Annotated in this window: 13 protein-coding genes; 3 read left to right on the top strand and 10 right to left on the bottom strand. The window is 64.2% G+C overall.

The window, feature by feature from the left end; translation table 11 throughout:
* Positions 1-391: 391 nt before the first annotated feature.
* Entirely contained in the window at positions 392-772 is a 381-nt protein-coding gene (locus tag DN412_RS12735) for a hypothetical protein (RefSeq protein WP_115015885.1), read from the top strand.
* Between the two features lie 338 nt (positions 773-1,110).
* On the opposite strand, the gene DN412_RS12745 is transcribed toward DN412_RS12735, so the two are convergent.
* Genes DN412_RS12745 through cyoA form a run of 6 tightly spaced genes read right to left on the bottom strand, consistent with a single transcriptional unit; the run spans position 1,111 to position 7,390 of the window.
* A complete protein-coding gene (locus DN412_RS12745; RefSeq protein ID WP_115015892.1) occupies positions 1,111-1,650 on the bottom strand; it encodes a DUF934 domain-containing protein in 540 nt (179 codons plus the stop codon).
* The gene (locus DN412_RS12750) at positions 1,643-3,382 is read right to left on the bottom strand and encodes a nitrite/sulfite reductase (protein WP_115015895.1); all 1,740 of its coding nucleotides are present in this window, start codon (positions 3,380-3,382) and stop codon (positions 1,643-1,645) included. Before DN412_RS12750 ends, DN412_RS12745 begins: the two co-directional genes overlap by 8 nt.
* A 27-nt stretch (positions 3,383-3,409) precedes the next feature.
* On the bottom strand, positions 3,410-3,787 hold the full coding sequence (gene cyoD / locus DN412_RS12755; RefSeq protein ID WP_115015900.1) for a cytochrome o ubiquinol oxidase subunit IV: 378 nt from the start codon (positions 3,785-3,787) through the stop codon (positions 3,410-3,412).
* Positions 3,784-4,416 carry a cytochrome o ubiquinol oxidase subunit III gene (cyoC, locus tag DN412_RS12760; RefSeq protein WP_115015902.1) on the bottom strand — a complete coding sequence of 211 codons (633 nt, stop codon included), beginning with the start codon at positions 4,414-4,416 and terminating at the stop codon, positions 3,784-3,786. Before cyoC ends, cyoD begins: the two co-directional genes overlap by 4 nt.
* Positions 4,417-4,418: 2 nt before the next feature.
* Complete coding sequence (gene cyoB, locus DN412_RS12765) at positions 4,419-6,395, bottom strand: cytochrome o ubiquinol oxidase subunit I (protein WP_115015905.1); 1,977 nt, start codon at positions 6,393-6,395, stop codon at positions 4,419-4,421.
* A 2-nt stretch (positions 6,396-6,397) separates the two neighbouring features.
* Positions 6,398-7,390: a ubiquinol oxidase subunit II gene (gene cyoA, locus DN412_RS12770; protein WP_115015907.1), complete on the bottom strand. Its 993-nt coding sequence runs from the start codon at positions 7,388-7,390 to the stop codon at positions 6,398-6,400.
* A 168-nt stretch (positions 7,391-7,558) separates the two neighbouring features.
* Here cyoA and DN412_RS12775 point away from each other — a divergent pair, with 168 nt between their 5' ends.
* Positions 7,559-8,953, top strand: coding sequence for an aminotransferase-like domain-containing protein (locus DN412_RS12775; protein WP_115015909.1), 1,395 nt, complete (start codon positions 7,559-7,561; stop codon positions 8,951-8,953).
* A 31-nt stretch (positions 8,954-8,984) separates the two neighbouring features.
* On the opposite strand, the gene DN412_RS12780 is transcribed toward DN412_RS12775, so the two are convergent.
* The 3 genes from DN412_RS12780 to dsdA all read right to left on the bottom strand — a co-directional run bounded on the left by DN412_RS12780 (position 8,985) and on the right by dsdA (position 12,037).
* Positions 8,985-9,575, bottom strand: a complete 591-nt coding sequence (locus DN412_RS12780) for a J domain-containing protein (RefSeq protein WP_115015912.1) — start codon at positions 9,573-9,575, stop codon at positions 8,985-8,987.
* Between the two features lie 116 nt (positions 9,576-9,691).
* Positions 9,692-10,639 (bottom strand): DNA-binding transcriptional regulator DsdC, encoded by a 948-nt coding sequence (dsdC, locus tag DN412_RS12785; protein WP_115015914.1) that lies wholly within the window; start codon positions 10,637-10,639, stop codon positions 9,692-9,694.
* 42 nt (positions 10,640-10,681) lie between these two features.
* Complete coding sequence (gene dsdA / locus DN412_RS12790) at positions 10,682-12,037, bottom strand: D-serine ammonia-lyase (RefSeq protein WP_115015919.1); 1,356 nt, start codon at positions 12,035-12,037, stop codon at positions 10,682-10,684.
* Positions 12,038-12,127: 90 nt separating this feature from the next.
* On the opposite strand from dsdA, the gene DN412_RS45480 reads away from it, so the two are divergent.
* Entirely contained in the window at positions 12,128-12,250 is a 123-nt protein-coding gene (locus DN412_RS45480; protein ID WP_279635181.1) for a hypothetical protein, read from the top strand.
* Between the two features lie 156 nt (positions 12,251-12,406).
* Here DN412_RS45480 and DN412_RS12800 read toward each other — a convergent pair whose 3' ends face one another.
* The gene (locus tag DN412_RS12800; protein WP_244222646.1) at positions 12,407-12,598 is read right to left on the bottom strand and encodes a hypothetical protein; all 192 of its coding nucleotides are present in this window, start codon (positions 12,596-12,598) and stop codon (positions 12,407-12,409) included.
* Positions 12,599-12,700 lie beyond the last annotated feature (102 nt).

Here is a 12,700-nt window from a genome sequence, read left to right on the forward strand (position 1 = left end):
TTGTAATAGTAATGATTTGCATTTACAACACGACGATGACGATGATCGTGACGTTCTAGGTCGTTCAGGGGCAGGAAGACGATGTCATTGGGCGGTTCGGGGCGCGAGCGCGCCACGATGCCGCAGCGACGCTGCGGTCCAACGGTCCGCGGGGAAGTGCCGGGCTGGCACCAACATCCCCCATACCGCTGCACCGGCGTTGGCACACTGGCTTGGCCTGGCGGGGTCCGCCGGCGTTGATCCCGGCACCACTTCTGGCGCGCACGCATGCCAGGGCCGGGTCGTCATGTCATACAGGGACTGTAGGCTGCACTTTTGGCAAGGCCTGGCCACAAACTTGCTTGCTCAATGCTTAAGGTCGCAAGGCGACAGGCATCAGTCGGGAGGATCTATGCAGCACGCACGCATCACCGCGCACAGGGGGATTCTGGTCGTCGAACTATTACCCGACCAGGCGAACGCAGAGGGCACCCCGGCCAACAAGCTCCGCCATCTGGCCACGGTCATTCATGACACAGGACGGCACCTGGGGGTTTCAGAGGAAGCCCTGGCGTTGCTGAAGATGGTGAAGCGCGGCCTTGACGCCATCGGCGACTTTGCCTGGTTCAGCAGTGACGACGGGAGAGACCATTTTGCGTGGCTGGGAGGCCCGAAGCGGCTCGTGAATCCCACGGCAGTGGCAGCCGCCCGCGGCTACGCGATCCTTGCGCACCGGGTCATTCCGAACGAGGTGCCAGAGGGCGCCAGGATGGCCATCGAGGCAAACTTCTGAGCGCTCGGCATCGCCCCAGGCCGAGCCAGCTGCCTCGACGTCTTTCGAATGATCCGCGGTGCTACAACGAGGAGAGTGTGGTGCGATATCTTTCCCAGAGCGCTCGCAGGATAGATTCCGAAGGCGGTGTGATTTCAAAGCCGGCGACGTTTTCGAAGACACCGAGAATGCGAGCCCTGAACGAAGCCATATCTGTCGTTACCTTCGGTGCGAGGTGCGCGATATCGAGAATCGTATGTAGCTGCTCGCCCGAAAGTTCGGCGATAACGGACCAGAAGTCATCAGGCTTTGCGCAGGGTTGGACGGGCATTTCTCGTATCGGCGCCAAGCAGCTATTGCTATCGGCTCGCAGGGCCATAGCTACGCTGGTACGACGATGAGAACGTGGCCAGAGCGCGCATCGCCGCTGCAGGGTCGTGTCCGGGCTTGATCGCAAAACTGTTGAACCCGCAACGCGCCAGGTAGTGCACGGTGTCGATCATCACGTCACCTACGGCGCGCAGCTCTCCGGTCCAGCCTAGCTGGTGCCGGAGCAGCTGTGCAATCGAATAGCCGCGCCCGTCCGTGTAGATCGGAAAGTCGATGGCAATCATCGCGATGCCGGTCGGATCGACAACCGTGGCACCAGGTTCCAGCAGGGTCTGAGGCTCCGCATCCGGCGACAGGTAGACCGCGAGCGAATGCTGTCGAAGCCGATACCGCTTGCGATTGGCGGTCCAGTTCTCCAGTGTTACCAGGTAGCCGGGCTCGTCGGGGGGGCAGGCATTGTCGGCGTCTTGCGCATCCCCGATGTGAGCGAGCCAGTTGTCCGCAATCAATTGTCCGTCACGGATGACGGTGCGCCGGTCCTGCCCGGCGGAATGGTCGTGGTCAGGCATTCACCGTCTCCTGGCGAGTTCGCCGCGCGCCGGTGGCAAGGTCCGGGTACACAGCGCGCTGGAATGGTTCGATGCCGATGCGGCCGACCACGTCGACAAAGCGCTCGGCTTCGCTGTCCCGATGCGACAAATAGGTCTCGATCAGTCGTTCCACCACATCCGGAACCTGCTCCTGGGCAAAGGACGGCCCGATGATGCGCCCGATGGCCGCGCCGCCGGCTGCCACGCCATCCGTGCGGCCCTGGCCGTCGGCGCCGTTCTGCCGGCCGCCGATGGTGATCTGGTACCAGGCCTCGCCGGCCTTGTCGACGCCGAGGATGCCGATGTGGCCGATATGGTGGTGGCCGCAGGAGTTGATGCAGCCGGAGATGTTCAGGTCCAGTTCGCCGATGTCGTGCACGTGATCGAGGTCGTCGAAGCGCTCCTGGATGGCCTGCGCCAGGGGGATCGAGACCGCATTGGCCAGCGAGCAGAAGTCGCCGCCGGGGCAGGCGATGATGTTGGTGATCAGGCCTACGTTCGGCGTGGCCAGCCCGGCGGCGTCCAGTTCCTGCCACAAGGCGTGCAGGCCGCTGCGGCGGACATCGGCAAGGATCAGGTTCTGCTCATGCGACACGCGCAGCTCGCCGAAGCCGTGGCGCTCGGCCAGGTCGGCCATGATTTCCATCTGGTCGGCAGTGATGTCGCCGGGCGCCTGGCCCGCGGCTTTCAGCGATGCCGTGACGGCCGCGTAGCCAGGCACCCGGTGCCGATGCACATTGCTTCTCAGCCAGAGGCGGAAGGCGCGGTCAGTCTTCGCCAGTTCGGCTGACTCGTCCGGTTCGTGTGCGACAGCGGGGTCATACGGCGGGATCGTGAAGCGCTCGGCGATGGACGCGACAAAGCCTTCAGACACGGTGTCCGGGCCCCCGCGGATGCGTTGCCACTGCTCATCCACCTGGGCACGGAACACCTCCGGGGTCAGGTCCTTCACCAGGATCTTGATGCGCGCCTTGTACTTGTTGTCGCGGCGGCCATGCAGGTTGTAGACGCGCAGCGTGGCCTGCAGGTAGGTCAGCAGGTCTTGCCAGGGGACGAAGGGGTTGATCAGCTTGCCCACCATCGGCGTGCGGCCCATGCCCCCACCGACCCAGACCTTGAAGCCGGCCTGGCCGTCCTGTTCAACCGCCTGTAGCCCGATGTCGTGGACGCCGACCGCTGCCCGGTCCGTCCGCGCGCCACTGATGGCAATCTTGAACTTGCGCGGCAGGAAGGCGAACTCGGGATGCAGCATCGACCATTGCCTGACGATCTCGCACCACACCAGGGGGTTCACCAGTTCGTCGGGCGCAATGCCGGCGAAGTGGTCGGTGGTGGTGTTGCGAATGCAGTTGCCGCTGGTCTGGATCGCGTGCATCTGCACCGTCGCCAGTTCCGCGAGAATCGCGGGAGCGTCCTCGAGCCGCGGCCAGTTGAACTGCAGGTTCTGCCGCGTGCTGAAATGCCCGTAGCCGCGATCCCAGCGGCGCGCGATCTCCGCGAGCTTGCGCAACTGCCGGGACGCCAGCATGCCGTAGGGAATCGCCACGCGCAGCATGGGCGCATGGCGCTGGATATAGAGGCCGTTCTGCAGCCGCAGCACACGGAACTCATCCTCGGTAAGCTGGCTGTTCAGGAAGCGGCGCGTCTGGTCGGCGAACTGCACGACGCGTTCGTCGACGAGCTTCTGGTCAATGGCGTCATAGACGTACATGGTGGAAAGCCTCCTTGCGCGCGAGCGCTAGTCTTTTGCCCGTGCCCGTTGGATGGACATGTCGGTCGGCATCATGTTGATATCGGCGTTGTGCATCACCCACAACGAGCCGGCCACGACGATGACGATCAGGAAGCCGGTACAGGCAAAGATGGCGGTGTTGCCGCGCTGGCCGGGGCCGGTGCCCAGATGCAGGAAGTACACCAGCTGCACCAGCAGTTGCGCGACACAAAGGCCGACGACCAATGCGATCGCGGCCTGCGTTGGCAGGGATCCGGTCATCACTGCCGCAAACGACGCGATCGTCAGCGCCACCGACAGCAGCAGTCCGATGGTGTAGCTGCGCACGCTGCCATGCGCGGCCGGCTGGTCCGCATGCACGGCATGGAGATGGGACGATTTCATGCGAATTCCCGCAGGTAGACAAAGGTAAAGACGCAGATCCAGACCAGGTCCAGGAAGTGCCAGAACAGGCTCAGGCAGGCAAGGCGGCGGCGCACGATATCGTCCAGCCCGAAATGCCGGATCTGGTGAATCATCACCGCGAGCCACAGCAGGCCCGACGTGACATGCAGCCCGTGCGTGCCGACCAGCGTGAAGAAGGCCGACAGGTAGGCGCTGACGCCAGGACCCGCGCCTTCATGCAGCAGGTGCGCGAACTCGTAGACTTCCATGGCGATAAACAGCGCGCCGAGCGCGAAGGTGACCGTCAGCCAGCGGATCATCCGCGGCGCGGCATCGGCGCCCTGGCTGAGCATGGCCAGGCCGAAGGTGTAGCTGCTGAGCAGCAGCACCATGGTCTCGGCGAACACGAACGGCAGCTCGAACAGTTGCCGCCCGACCGGTCCGCCAGCTGTGTTGCCGGACAGTACGCCGAAGGTGGCGAACAGCACCGCGAAGATCAGGCAGTCGCTCATCAGGTAGAGCCAGAACCCCAGCGGGGTGTGCGAGCCGGCTTCGTGATGGTGGTGCGCCGCGTCGTGGGCCGCCTCGTGCCCGGGGTGGTGCAGGGTAGGGGAGAGAGTCGGAGTCATCTTCAGGCAGCTTCCTGCAGTTGTGCATAGCGCGCGCGTTCGATCCGCTCGACTTCGGCGGCCGGCACGTAGTAGTCCACGTCGCGGTCATAGCTGCGCACGATAAAGGTGGCGATGGCGCCGACCAGCCCCGCGACGGCGACCAGCCACATGTGCCAGACCAGCGCGAAGCAGAGCAGCAGCCCGAACGCGGAAACGATGAAGCCGGCCGAGGAATTGCGCGGCATGTGAATGTCCTCGTAGCGGGCGGGCTGGCGCCACGCGCGCCCGGCTTCCTTGTCGTCCCAGTGCTGTTCCAGCGACGTGATCTTCGGCACATGGGCAAAGTTGTAGAACGGCGCGGGCGAGGCCGTCGACCATTCCAGGCTGCGGCCATCCCACGGGTCGCCGGTCAGGTCCTGGTTCTGCTTGCGGTCGCGGATACTGACCGCGAACTGCACCATCATCGCCAGGATGCCGGCGCCGATGACAAAGGCACCCACCAGCGCCACCACCAGGTAGGGATGCCAGTCGACGTTGGCATAGTGGTTCATCCGGCGGGTCATGCCCTTGAAGCCGAGCACGTAGAGCGGCATGAAGGCCAGGAAGAAGCCGGTCAGCCAGCACCAGAACGACACCTTGCCCCAGAACTCATTCAGCCTGAAGCCGAACACCTTCGGGAACCAGAAGCTGATCGCGGCCAGGCAGCCGAAGAGCACGCCGCCGATGATCACGTTATGGAAGTGCGCGACCAGGAACAGGCTGTTGTGCAGCACGAAGTCCGCCCCCGGAATAGCGAGCAGCACGCCGGTCATGCCGCCGACCGCGAACGTCACCATAAAGCCGATGGTCCACATGGTCGAGGTATGGAAGCGGATGCGGCCCCGGTACATGGTGAACAGCCAGTTGAACAGCTTCACGCCCGTGGGGATCGAGATGATCGAGGTCATGATGCCGAAGAAGGCATTGACGTTCGCCCCGGAGCCCATGGTGAAGAAGTGGTGCAGCCAGACGAAGAACGACAGCACGCCGATCGAGGAGGTGGCGTACACCATCGACTTGTAGCCGAACAGGGGCTTGCGCGAGAACGTGGCGATGATCTCGGAGAAGGCGCCGAACGCCGGCAGGATCAGCACGTAGACCTCCGGGTGACCCCAGATCCAGATCAGGTTCACGTACATCATGGCGTTGCCGCCGAGCTCGTTGGTGAAGAAATGCATGCCGAGGTAGCGGTCGGCAGTGAGCAGGGCGAGCGTGGCGGTCAGTACCGGGAAGATCGCCACAATCAGGATGTTGGTGATCAGGGCAGTCCAGGTGAAGACCGGCATCTTCATCAGGTTCATGCCCGGCGCGCGCATGCGCAGGATCGTGACGATGAAGTTGATGCCCGTCAGCGTGGTGCCAAGCCCGGATATCTGCAGTGACCAGATGTAGTAGTCGACGCCTGGCGTTGGGCTGTAGCCGAGCCCGGACAAGGGCGGGTAGGCGACCCAGCCAGTGGCCGCGAAGTCGCCGACGAACATCGACAGCATCACCAGCACCGCGCCCATTGCCGACATCCAGAAGCTCAGCGAATTGACGAACGGGAAGGCGACGTCGCGCGCACCGATCTGCAGCGGCACGATCACGTTCATCAGGCCGAGCACCAGCGGCGTGGCCACGAAGAAGATCATGATCACGCCGTGGGCGGTGAAAATCTGGTCGTAGTGATGGGGCGGCAGGTATCCCGCGGCATCGCCAACCGCGATCGCCTGCTGTACGCGCATCATGATGGCATCGGCAAAGCCGCGCAGCAGCATCACCAGCGCCAGGATGATGTACATCACGCCGACCTTCTTGTGATCGACGGAGCAAATCCAGTCGTTCCACAGGGTCTTCCACTTGCCGTAGTACGTGATGGCGCCCATCAGCGCCATGCCCAGCACGATCACGACGGCCAGCGTCCCCATGATGATCGGCTCATGGAGGGGGATGGCGTCCAGGTTGAGTTTTCCAAGCATTCTTATTGCTCCATGCGGCCAGCGGGCGCCGGCGGGACGCGCTGGAAGGCCTGCAGAGATTCCGGGGTGTCCGCGCGGCAGATCTGGCCGTTTGCCAGCATGTATTTGTCGACGACCTGGTCGAACAGCTTTGGCGCAACGGTGGCGTACAGCGTCACGGGATCCTTGCTGCTGGGCAGTTCAAGCGTGCGATAGGTCTTCAGGTCGAGCGCCTGGGACGAAGCGCGGGCAGCCTGGATCCAGGCATCGAACGCCTTGCGCGAGGTCGCGACGGTCTTGAAGTGCATGTCCGAGAAGCCGGGGCCGCTGTAGGCGGCAGACTGGCCGAGGTAGGTGCCCGGCGTGTCGGCGATCAGGTGCAGGCGCGTCTGCATTCCCGCCATGGCGTAGACCATGCTGCCGAGTTGCGGGATGAAGAACGAGTTCATCATCGATTCCGCGGTCAGCCGGAAATTGATCGGCGTGCCGACCGGGATCGCAAGCTGATTCAGCGACGCGACGCCGTACTCCGGATAAATGAACAACCATTTCCAGTTCAGGGCGATCACGTCGACCTGGACCGGCTTGACCTGCGACTGCAGCGGCCGGTAGGGATCGAGCTTGTGCGTCGAGTCCCAGATCAGCACGGCCAGGCAGGCCACGATCACGCAGGGGATGCCCCAGACCACGACCTCGATCTTCGTGGAGTGCGCCCATTTGGGGGCATAGGTGGCGCGCGTATTGGTTTCACGGTAGCGCCACGCAAACCACAGCGTCAGGACGATCACGGGAATGACGACCATCAGCATGACGAACAGCGCGACCAGGATCAGTGACTTTTCCTGTTCCCCAATGCTGCCCTTGGGATTGAGCAGTTCCAGGTTGCAGCCGCTCAGCAACACGCTCAGGCAGGCGGACAGCAACAGTGTGGGAAATCGGCGCGTCGGCCCGGGGGACGGGCGGGGGAGCGGGCCTTGTCGATTCTTGTCTGCCGGCCCGGCAGTATGTTTGAGCATTTCAGACACCTTGGTTACGGATCACCGAAGGCACCCGGCCACGCGCTCCGATTCAAGTGCTGTCTCAGCCCCGCGCGAGCGTGGTTTGTATGGATTCCCTCGGTAATGTCTGGCATGCTAATGCAAGACAAAACCCATACATCGAAGAAATCTGCCGCTATGAAATCCATGCAAGGAACCGATGTCCGTGCCGATGTCAGTGCCAAATGGGATCTGGAGATCACAACAGGTGGCGGTGCACGCTACCTGCAGATCGTGGACTTTATCGAGCGGGCGATCGGCGAAGGCCGGCTGGCAGCCGGCGACCGCGTGCCGCCACAGCGCAGCCTGGCCAAGGCCCTCCGCGTGGACCTGACGACCGTGACGCGTGCCTACAACGAGGCCAAGCGGCGCCATCTGATCGATGCCCGCGGGGCACTCGGCACCTTCATCGCCGCGCCGCGGGCGGAGTTGGCGCGCGTGATCGACATGAGCATGAACGTGCCGCCGCCACCGGCGGGCCTGGATTTCCAGGACCTGTTGCGGCGCGGCCTGTCGCAGGTGCTGCTGCACAGCGACCCGCACCTGCTGATGACCTACCAGCTCGGCGGTGGAAGCGCTGCCGACCGATCGGCCGGAACGCTCTGGCTCGCGCAGATATTCGGGCCCATCGCGACTGCGCGGCTCGTGGTGTGCCCGGGCGCCCAGGCTGCCCTGTCCGCCGTGATCCTGGCCCGGACCCGGCCAGGCGATGCAATCGTGACCGAGCCGCTGGCCTACCCCGGCATTCGCGCAGCCGCGGCACAACTCGGGCGGCGTGTGGTCATCGCGCAGGTCGACGCCGACGGGATGCGTCCCGACGCCCTCGAAGCGGCCCGCGCCGACGGTGCGACGCTGGCCTACCTCAATCCGACCGCCCAGAATCCCACTACGCACACCATGCCGGCCTCACGCAGGGAGGCTATTGCCAGGGCCGCGGAGCACTGTGATGTCACCTTGCTGGAGGATGATCCCTACTGGCTGCTGACACCGTCGGCGCCGCCGCCGCTGGCCAGCTTCGCTCCCGAGCGCACGTACTATGTCTCGACCCTGTCCAAGACGCTCAGTCCGGGGCTGCGCACCGCGTATGTCATGCTGCCGGAGGGCAGGCGCGGCGACGATCTGCTGGCATCGCTGCGGGCCTTCGCCCTGATGGCTGCACCGATGACCGCGGCCCTGGCGACGCAATGGATCCACGATGGCTCGGCCATGCAGCTGCTCGACGGCATCAGGACCGAAGCGTTGGCCAGATGCGCGCTGGCAAGCCGATGGCTGAGCGGGATCGGCCAGCTCCCACCCAGCGCCATCCACGCATGGCACCGCTTGCCGGAGCACTGGTCGGCGCAGCAGCTCACCCGGGCCGCGCTGGCGGAGGACCTGCGCGTCACGCCGTCTGACGCATTCTGGGAGGGGCCCAGCGCGCCGAATGCCATCCGTATCTCGCTCGGTGGCGTGGATGACCGCGCGCAATTATCGGCTGCGCTGCGCAGACTGGCCGCCTTGCTGGAACGCCGGCCGACGCCGGGTCTGGAAATGGTGGTGTGAGTTCCGTTAGCCCAGGTCCTTAGCCGTGCCTCTACGAGCGGATCCCGAACAAGCCGTGCCAGAACGAATCGAAGGCGCCGGGATGGCGCCTGGGTCGGGTCCCCTCGTCGCGTGCTGACGCCGCGCCGGCAGACGTTGCGGCAGCCTCGGTGTCGGGCGCGCCCGTGGCTGGCTCATTTGCCCTGCGCGACGCCTGCAATGCCCAGGTGCTGTCCGCGATGCGTGCTGCCAGTTCGGCCTGGCAATCCCGGCCAAGCAGCACGCCGAAGATCACGTCGCGGTTGTGGCCCTCGTCGGCAAAGCGCATGGCGATGGCGACCATTTTCTCGTAGTGTTCCTGCGCGGCGCGTTGCGCCTCGCGCTCCTGTTCCTGCTGCGCCTCGCATTCGGCCTGCCAGCGCTGCATCTCTCGCTCGAATACCTCGTCGTAGACCTGGCGCTGAACGGCATCGGAAAGAATGGCGTAGGCATCGCGGATTTCCTGGAATGCCGTATGCGCCTCCGCCTCGCGGCCAAGGTTGCGGTCGGGGTGCCATTTCATGGCAGCGCGACGGTAGGCGCGCTTGATCTCGTCCAGGGTCGCGGTCGGTAGTACGCCGAGGGTTGCGTATAGGGTGGTCATGAGAGAGCGGAGCGGCGGGGCTGGAGGCAGCACTCATGCTAGCACGAGGACAGCCGCCGGTGACTGGCACCAGCCGCGTCTTGTATTCCGCGTGCCACTGCGTTGCCCCGCTATCGTCAAGTTGACAGCGCCCCGTCCGCGCATTCCCTCAGCCAATCCATAAAGACCAGTAGCCGCCGGGGAACGGGATCGAGAGGCGGGTGGACCAGGTAGTAGTCGTAGTGGCCGCATCTGGAAAAATCGCCCAGCGGAAGCACAAGCTCGCCTCGACTGACCCGCTCCTGAACCAATCGTTGTCGGCCAATGGCAATCCCGGCGTGATTCATCGCGGCGATGACTGACAGGTTGGAGCTGTCGAACGTGAAATGACAGGTGGGCAGCGATGCTTCCATGCCGTGCTGGCGCGCCCACAGCCTCCATTCCGCGTCGTGCGAGGCGTTTTCCCATGCAAGCGAGTCGTGCAGCAGCGTGCAGTGCTGCAAATTGCCAGGCCTGTCCACCAGACGATGGCGTTTTGCGTACTCGGGACTGCAGACCGGTGCCATCTGCTCCTCCATCAGCTTCAGGCCGGTCAGCCCGGGGAAATCTCCGCTGGCGTAATAGAGTGCGAGATCGATGTTTCGGGTCCGGAAGTCGACGCTTTCGTTCCCGACACGCAGATCCACCGACACCAGCGGATAGCGTCGCGCGAAATCGGCCAGGCGGGGCACCAGCCAGCATTGCGCCACGGAAGGCCTCGCATACAGGACGATCGCGCCCGCGATGTCAGCTTGCGACGACTGCTGCAATGCCTCGGACAGATCGCCCACTGCATTCTGCAGAATCCAGAAGATGCGCTCGCCCTCTTCGGTGAGGCGCACCTGGCGCGTCAGGCGCACGAACAGCCGTATCGACAGCGCGCTTTCCAGCCGGCTGATGCGGTGACTCACCGCGCTCGCCGTCAGGCAAAGCTCGTCGGCGGCGCGGGCGAAGCTGAGGTGCCGGGCCGCCACCAGGAACGTATGGAGGTTGGCAAACTGGCTGCTGTTAAGCCGGGAGCCAGCGCGGGGAGGAAGGTTCAGCAAGGCGATGGTTTCCTTGAACCGACAAGCCGCGTGGAAGTCGTTTCACGTTTCGAGCAACGCGCGACCCTTGGCCAGGTAGGCTTTCATCTCGTCGGGTGGAACCATGCTACCACCAGTTGCCCAGACCAGATGGGTCGCCTGCGCGAGGGATTGCGCGCTCAGGCCGGCGCGCGCACGATAACCTTGTTGCTCGCCCAGGACTCTCATGATTCCGGGAACGCCCGCGAGCGCGGACGGCTCCAGGCAGACGCCTTCGCTTTGCTCCATCACGGCGAGCAGTCGGTACAGTGATTCATCGCTGACCGTATAGTAGCCATCCAGCAGACGTTGCATCGCCTTGCCGACGAACCCCGACGCGCGCCCGACCGCCAGGCCATCGGCAGCGGTAACGTTGTCGATGCCGAAGTCCTGTACGGACACTTCGTCATGCAGGCCCGTATAAACGCCGAGCAACATGCACGGCGAGTGGGTGGGTTCGGCGAAGACACAATGCACCGCATCGCCGAACGCGAGCTTCAGTCCAAACGCCACGCCACCGGGACCGCCGCCGACGCCGCAGGGCAAGTACACGAACAACGGATGCTCGTTGTCGACCACCACACCGGCGCTGGCCAGTTGCGCCTTCAGTCGCTCCGCCGCAACCGCGTACCCGAGGAACAGATTGGTTGAGTTCTCGTCGTCGATGAAGTGGCAGGTGGGATCGGCATCGGCCTGCCTGCGGCCTTCCGCGACCGCCACGCTATAGTCGGACGTGTGCTCGTGCTCGACGACCGTGACGCCGTGCGATCGCAGTTTGTCCTTCTTCCACTGCCGCGCATCGGCCGACATATGGACGATCACCTGAAAGCCGAGCGTCGAACCCATGATGCCGATGGACAAGCCCAGATTGCCGGTCGAGCCGACCGCGATCTTGCGGCCGCTGAAGAGCGCGCGCGCCTGTTCGCTGTCCAGTCCGGCGTAGTCGTCTCCTGCCCGGAGCAAACCACCTGCAAGCGCGACATCCTCCGCGTGCTTGAGCACTTCGTAGATGCCGCCACGGGCCTTGATTGAGCCGGAGATAGGCAGATGGCTATCCGTCTTCAGCCACATGGTGCCGTTCAGTTCGACGCCGTACTGCTGGCACAAGGCCTGCTGCAGTGCGCGCAGAGGACGAATGTCCGATTCGATCATGCCGCCGCTGCCGGCCGTTTCCGGGAACACCCGCGCAATGTACGGGGCAAAGCGAGCCAGGCGGGCGCTCGCGTCCGCGACATCGTCCGCGGTCAGGCCGACATCCTGCAAGGCATCGGCGGCCGGCGCGGTGCCGGGATTGAACCAGCTGGTTTCCTGGCACTCGACCAGATCCCGGATCAGCGGATGCGTTGCATACCAGCTCTCCAGTGTCTTACCCAAGATCATCAGACTTGCTCCGAGAAACCCCGCCCTTCAGGGCCCTTCAGGGCGGGGAGTGGAAGGAGTGCTGCCGGCAGCAAGCAATCCAGATTTAGAATGACCAGCATGCTTCTTGTCTATCGCTACCGGGTGAAGTCGCTGAACGGCCTGCTCAATCAGCAGAGCCGCGCGGTGAACTATTGCGGTCGACGCATTAAACGGCTTCCGTGGCAGGGCTGACAAAGGATGGATTGTCATGGGACAGATGACCGTACGTCATCTGTCGTGAAGTGCAGTGAGGACGCCAGCCCAGAGTTGCGAAAAAGATCCGGTAAATCAACGACCTGGCGACTTCTGTGACACGCCGGGGCGGCCAGCGTCAGGGCAGCAGGCCGATCAGGCACGAACGTAGCACCAACCCTCACGCTGCATCCGCGCCAGCGCGAGCACGGCACCTTCGGGCAGCACGGTAAATGGCGCGCGCGCCTCCCGGCCGATCTTGGCCAGCGTGTTGGGACAGACCAGGGTGAGGGCGTCGGAAGAGGAATCCGGCACGTCCAGCGCGGCCTCCACGGCCTCGGAATTCACAACGATGCGAACGGTCGTCTGGGGCGAGTTCTTGCTCAGGTTGGTGCGTTGCTACGCGCCCGGGCTAGCGCGGCGGCGGTGGGTCGCATGCAGAACGATGCG

It is taken from the genome of Cupriavidus lacunae (assembly GCF_003353055.1).
In the GTDB taxonomy this organism is placed as follows: Bacteria; Pseudomonadota; Gammaproteobacteria; order Burkholderiales; family Burkholderiaceae; genus Cupriavidus; species Cupriavidus lacunae.